This is a genomic window from Spirosoma jeollabukense, assembly GCF_054777855.1.
On sequence record NZ_BAAHAD010000035.1, the window covers coordinates 1 to 5770 of the forward strand.

At 50.6% G+C, this 5770-nt stretch carries 6 protein-coding genes; 5 read left to right on the forward strand and 1 reads right to left on the reverse strand.

Annotated features, from left to right (window positions below):
- Positions 1–319 precede the first annotated feature (319 nt).
- Positions 320–769: a DinB family protein gene (locus ACYVEA_RS34120; protein ID WP_461117862.1), complete on the reverse strand. Its 450-nt coding sequence runs from the start codon at positions 767–769 to the stop codon at positions 320–322.
- 486 nt (positions 770–1255) lie between these two features.
- Between ACYVEA_RS34120 and ACYVEA_RS34125 the strand changes: the two genes are divergently transcribed.
- From ACYVEA_RS34125 to ACYVEA_RS34145, 5 genes are all read left to right on the forward strand, one after another.
- Positions 1256–1894 carry a TetR/AcrR family transcriptional regulator gene (locus ACYVEA_RS34125; RefSeq protein ID WP_461117863.1) on the forward strand — a complete coding sequence of 213 codons (639 nt, stop codon included), beginning with the start codon at positions 1256–1258 and terminating at the stop codon, positions 1892–1894.
- 27 nt (positions 1895–1921) lie between these two features.
- Positions 1922–4102: a hypothetical protein gene (locus ACYVEA_RS34130; RefSeq protein WP_461117864.1), complete on the forward strand. Its 2181-nt coding sequence runs from the start codon at positions 1922–1924 to the stop codon at positions 4100–4102.
- Between the two features lie 57 nt (positions 4103–4159).
- On the forward strand, positions 4160–4501 hold the full coding sequence (locus tag ACYVEA_RS34135) for a nucleoside hydrolase-like domain-containing protein (protein ID WP_461117865.1): 342 nt from the start codon (positions 4160–4162) through the stop codon (positions 4499–4501).
- Positions 4502–4592: 91 nt separating this feature from the next.
- Entirely contained in the window at positions 4593–4997 is a 405-nt protein-coding gene (gene parS, locus ACYVEA_RS34140) for a type II RES/Xre toxin-antitoxin system antitoxin (protein WP_461117866.1), read from the forward strand.
- 8 nt (positions 4998–5005) lie between these two features.
- Positions 5006–5503, forward strand: coding sequence for an RES family NAD+ phosphorylase (locus tag ACYVEA_RS34145; protein WP_461117867.1), 498 nt, complete (start codon positions 5006–5008; stop codon positions 5501–5503).
- Positions 5504–5770: the final 267 nt, after the last annotated feature.

Genomic DNA, 5770 nt, shown 5'->3' on the forward strand with positions numbered 1-5770 from the left:
GCCGGGTGGCGACTCGTTATGAAAAGACGGCGATCAGCTTTGCTGGCTTTGTCTACTTAGCCTCAACTATGATTTTACTACTTTGATTGTCCACAGATCCTAGTTAAAATACTGTTTCTTCGGATTATTTACGACATCTTCTTCTGTCCTACAGTTGTAAGACAGGGCTTGTTTTTATCTAACAAAATGGAGTACTTACCTTAAAGGAACCGGCCCGATAAAAGGGTGGTCTTAAGCCACTACTGGTATATAAAAAGAGTGAACGTATAAAGTCGCTCAAGGGCAAAATGTGATCCAGTTCACTCCCCTACGACAAGCCTTAGTCAAATCTCTGGCCTCTGCTTAAGGTTAAAGAGATCTGGCCCGCATGATGCGCCGTGTGAAACAGCACATGACCCAACAGGCTGGTTCGGCAGACTCTACCGAAGAAAGGCGTTTCAATTGACTCCTGCCAGGCATCGTCAGCAGTGGTCTCAATATAAGCTTGAAACAGTTGATACCCTTCTTCGACCAATCGCTTACTAAGTTCGGTATCCTGGCCTTGGCCTGTATCGGTGTGACCCATGGTCGTATTTTGCACTGCCACAGGAAGACCAAAAAACAAGCCAAACAGATTCATCATTTCGCCCGTGTGCCGATAGATAAAGCCAATCGAAGCTGTATCTGGATTGAGTCGAAGCGTGGCATTTTGGGGTGTAATCTGATCGAAGGCAAACGAACAAGTCGTCTGGTTTTGGGCTACCATGTCAAGAAGAACTTGTTTTTGCATACTGCTTGGTTGAGGTTGTGCATTTGTTTATAGACCTGCGTAAATCTAGGCGTCTTTCACGTACTTAAGGGGGTTCTATTACGACAAAAGAAGGGGGTAATTTGCCCTTGATATCCTTAAGTTTACCATATCTATGTATAGTAGTTGACAACTAGTAAAAAAAGCACTGTCTTAGAAAACCCTCCAGCATGAGACGAAGAAAGTCAGATGTACCTGCTTCAAGAAATGGGCGTTTTTTGAGATTTTCAAAAGTCACTTTCAGTACTTTCAAAAACACCTAAAATTAGGTCAAAATTCTATTAAGGCCTGCTGTTTATTAAGGGAGAAACGCCTTTAAATTCATGTGTGCCGATGCACCCTGGCCGTATGTCAGTCGCAGTCCAAAAGCTGTTTAAAATCGTCGGGAAAATTTGTTTGTGAAAATATTTTCCTGCTCCTTTGTCATGGAAAATAAATTAAGGTTTAAATTTTCCATAGCCAGCTCTTATGAAGGACGAAATCGTACAGGCCTCCCTGAACCTGTGCTTACAGTATGGCATTCGGCAAATGTCCATTCAGAAGCTTGTTGAGTCGCTCAACATCTCCACCAAAACAGTCTATAAGTATTTTAAAAATAAAGAAGAGCTTTTGGAAGCCCTCCTGTATCGCTACCACGGCGAGCAATACCAACTGCTGGAACACCTCCCCGCTGGAGAAAACGCGGCCTGTCTCTTGTATACGATCTGGCAAACGGCCCTAGACAAAGAGTACCAGATCAATAAAGTCTTTTACGAAGATCTGCACTATTACTACCCCGAACTGGAACAGAGCGTAAATGCCGTGATTGGGCCAAAATTTGAGCAGTACTTTTTGTCCGTCATTCACCAGGCCATAGATGAGGGGGCCTTTCGAGTCGACATTCTTCCCCCCGTTGCTTTGCAAAGTGTGCTGGAGCTTCACCAGGCTGCCGTTCGGGGCGGGGCGTTTAACCGGTTCGGTTTATCAGCCCAGGACCTGATGCTCCATACGATCGGCCAGTATATCCGGAGCCTTTGCACGCCCAGCGGGCTTCAAGCCCTCGATGAGCATATACATACGTTGCTGGCAACCCCTGTAGCCACATTGCCAATGGATTCTTCTCACTAAATCAAACCTGCAGAAATTTCAGTACCTATGCCATCAATCCGTTTTCGTAACGTCCTGTTTTGCCTGGCAATGGCTGCTGCTTCGGTTGGCCAGGCGCAAAACAATCTGCCCCAGCAAAGCGCGGCACTCGCTAAACAATACACCACCCAAGACACGCTGTTTAGCCAGCCCTACGTGGATCAGGACGAGTGGCGGGACAAGCCGGTCCGCCACCGGTACGTACACGGTGGTTTTACGGGGACGGATGCCCGTTTCTCGTTTTACTTCCCGCCCAAAGAATCCTACCAGGGCCACTTTTTTCAGTATATCACGCCCTTCCCCGACAATGAAAATTTGTCTCAGGGAGCCACTGGCGAGGAAGACAAGATTGGCTTTGCGGTCTCGCATGGGGCCTATTTTATTGAAACCAACGAAGGCGGCAAGATCGACTTTGCCAAGCCACAAGCCCGGGATGCCAGCATTGGTGCCTACCGGGCCAATGCGGCATCAGCGCAGTATTCGCGGGTGATCGCGGGCCAGCTCTACGGGGGGAAGCGTCCGTTCGGCTATGCTTTCGGGGGCAGCGGGGGCGCTTATCGGACGGTAGGCGGTATCGAAAATACGGAGGGGGTTTGGGATGGTGTCGTGCCGTATGTGCTGGGTTCACCCATGGCCATTCCCAACGTCTTTACGGTTCGGATGCATGCCATGCGGGTATTGCACGATAAATTCCCTCAGATCATCGATGCCCTTGAACCCGGTGGCAGTGGCGACATGTATGCGGGGCTGAATCCCGAAGAAAAAGAAGCCTTGCAGGAAGTAACGAAAATGGGTTTCCCTCCTCAGTCGTGGTTCGGTTACAAGACCATGGGGATTCATGGATTTCTGGTGCTCTACCAAAGTATTGTCGGCATCGATCGGGCCTACTTCGAGAAGGATTTCTGGAACACCCCTGGCTATCTGGGGGCTGCCGCACCGGCCTCCCTGCTGAAAGCGCGGATTCAGCAAAGAAGTACCATCAAGGCCGGTGTCACCCCTGACCAGGCCGTAGCGTTAGGCTTAACGAAGGCGATGTCAGTCCAGGACCGGGGCACGGCCGATGCCGCCTGGAAAAGTCTGGGTGGAGTGGAAGGAGCCATGCCCGTTGGATTTCAACTGCAAAATGGATTGCCTGACATTGACTTTTTAGGCGGAGACCTGCGTATCAAAAGCGGGGCCGCAGCCGGTAAGACCCTGCAGCTGACCAAGATTTCGGGGGACAAGGTCGTTTTTGGCCCGGTCGATCCGGCCTTGCTGGCGCTGGTAAAGCCGGGTGACAGCGTACAGGTCGACAATTCAAACTTCCTGGCGGTACAAACCTATCACCGTCACCAAATACCCGGCAAAGAGTATGTAGTTTACGACCAGTTCCGGGATGCCGTCGGCAAACCGATCTACCCCCAGCGTCCCATGCTTTTAGGACCCATCTTTACCCGGGGAGCGGCTGGTGTATTACCAACGGGCAAGTTCAAGGGGAAGATGATTTTACTCGAATCCCGCTGGGATCGGGAAGCGTTCGGCTGGCAGGCGGATTGGTACCGGGCCCGGGTACAGGCGAATTTGGGCGACCAAATCGATCAGCATTTTCGACTCTGGTACACCGACCACGCTCTGCACGGGGATGTGGCCATTGAAGATGACCCCACCCGGACTGTGAGTTATCTGGGCGTGCTTCAGCAGGCGTTGCTGGATTTGAGCGCCTGGGTGGAGAAAGGTATTGAACCAGCCGCCACTACCCGCTATACGATTGCCGACGGACAGGTTGTCATTCCCCCTACGGCAGACGAGCGGGGAGGTATTCAGCCGGTGGTTAACGTACTGGCCAATGGCGGCAAACGAGCCGTGGTAAAAGTGGGGCAAGCGGTTACCCTCACCGCCGAGGTAGCCGTACCAAAAAACAAGGGTAAAGTTGTGAAGGCGGTCTGGAATTTTGAGGGGTTACCCGATGGCTTTACCATCAGTAATCTTCATGGCTGGACCTTTGACAGCTCGGATGTCTTCCCCGTATCGGCCCAACTCAAGCCGTCCGATAAAACCGGTTCTCATGCCCGGGTGTCGTCTACCTACACCTTTACCAAACCCGGTACCTACTTCCCAACCCTTCGCGTCGCGGCTCAACGGGAAGGCGATGCCAAAACCCGGTTTACCCGCATCCAGAATCTGGACCGCGTCCGGGTCGTTGTCGAATAAACAGCTTACTAACGCGTACGAAATACATTTCGTACGCGGCCTTTAGCCGATCAACCAATGATCCAAATCCAGAAGGTAGTTATAACTGGCTTTTATTGGCTTGGAGTCTTGCTAAGCCTCTCCCTTTCAGCTGCAGCACAGCCCGACAGTCGTCAACGGCTAATTGTCATTACCGATATCGGTAATGAGCCTGATGACTCTCAGTCGAATCATCGACTAATGCTCTACGCTAACCAAATCGACCTGGAGGGAATCATTGCGTCGACGTCTGTGCATCAGAAAAAATATGTCCGTACGGAGCTTATCGAAAAAGTTATTGCGGGCTTCGCAGCGGTTCTTTACTTGGAGCATCAATGCTTCAGTAGTGAGCAAGTCGAAGTGAATTCCAGTAAAGCATAATCACAAACGTGTGTTGCTCGACTAAGATTGAGCCATAAGTTGTGAATGTGCCAAATGGCGCTTATCTTAGTGACATTAAACTAATAAGCCGATGGAGCTAAGCACAGATACAGAATGGACAGGTGATGGCTTTGCCATTGTCGAACAGTCGCGAGCGGGCTTAAGCCGGGCCAAAGCTGATGAGGTAGCCAGACCTATCGGACTAACTGACAAAGAGATGGCGCGTATTCTGAACCTATCGGAGCGTACCTTACATCGGCTTCGCCCTGATGCTCGATTAGATAGCAATGCTTCAGAGCGACTACTCTTACTAGAGGTGTTAATTAAGCACGGACTAGATGTATTTGATGGGCGTACCGACGTACTGGGCCGCTGGCTGCATGGTCCTTTACCGGAACTCCGTCGCCAGGCACCCGTTACCCTTTTAGATACCACCACTGGATTTAGTATGGTTCACACCGTGTTGGGGCGGATTGAGCATGGCATTTACTCCTGAGATTTGGCATGACCTCCACTGAATCGTCGGTGCGTGTGTATCGGCTTATTAAAGAACGCTTTCTGAGTACGCCCCTCTCGGCAGAAGGAGCGCGACGATTAGGAGGTCGCTGGAATCCGCCTGGTGCGGGTATTCTCCACACCTCCGCTAGCCCTGAATTGGCCTTGCTCGAACAGATCGTCCACTTACGGTCATTACTCTATAGCGACTTACCCCGACTCGTACTATTGACGCTGGTACTACCCGAACAGCCAGGTCTACTCGATGCGTCAGACTTGCCGACTGGTTGGCGAGACGAAGCGGATTTTAGTGTGAATCATCAGGCAATAGCTACCTGGTTGGCCAAGCCTAATGTGCTAGCGATTGGTGTCCCTTCTGCAGTTGTACCGGACTCTTTTAACTATCTGCTTCACCCGGCACACGCATCATTCGAACAAATAATCGTAGCCCGAACGGCGGCTTTCCCAATAGACGCTCGGTTGTGGAAAGATACCGACAGCCGTTGATGTGTGTACTAGATAGATTGACTTAGCTCGAATTGGACCAGTGTAGCCTTACTTAAGAGCTCCTTTAATAAACGTTAAATAGCCCTCAGCTACAATTTTCTACGTTGTGGCAATCGGGATTTCACCTGAAGCGCCTATATCGACCCCGCGTAGACGGAGATATTTATACCGGGTGGTTTTAGAGATGTGTAACTCGCGGGCGATTTGTTCAACCGGGTACTTGCTGGCTTTGGAGAGACTTTCACCAAGGCGGGCTTTCTGCTCGCT

Bases quoted from the DNA above. Each gene is read 5' to 3' on its own strand.
- ACYVEA_RS34130 (WP_461117864.1), top strand. From the start codon at position 1,922: ATGCCATCAATCCGTTTTCGTAACGTCCTGTTTTGCCTGGCAATGGCT.
- ACYVEA_RS34145 (WP_461117867.1), top strand. From the start codon at position 5,006: ATGACCTCCACTGAATCGTCGGTGCGTGTGTATCGGCTTATTAAAGAA.
- parS (WP_461117866.1), top strand. From the start codon at position 4,593: ATGGAGCTAAGCACAGATACAGAATGGACAGGTGATGGCTTTGCCATT.
- ACYVEA_RS34120 (WP_461117862.1), bottom strand. From the start codon at position 769: ATGCAAAAACAAGTTCTTCTTGACATGGTAGCCCAAAACCAGACGACT.
- ACYVEA_RS34135 (WP_461117865.1), top strand. From the start codon at position 4,160: ATGATCCAAATCCAGAAGGTAGTTATAACTGGCTTTTATTGGCTTGGA.
- ACYVEA_RS34125 (WP_461117863.1), top strand. From the start codon at position 1,256: ATGAAGGACGAAATCGTACAGGCCTCCCTGAACCTGTGCTTACAGTAT.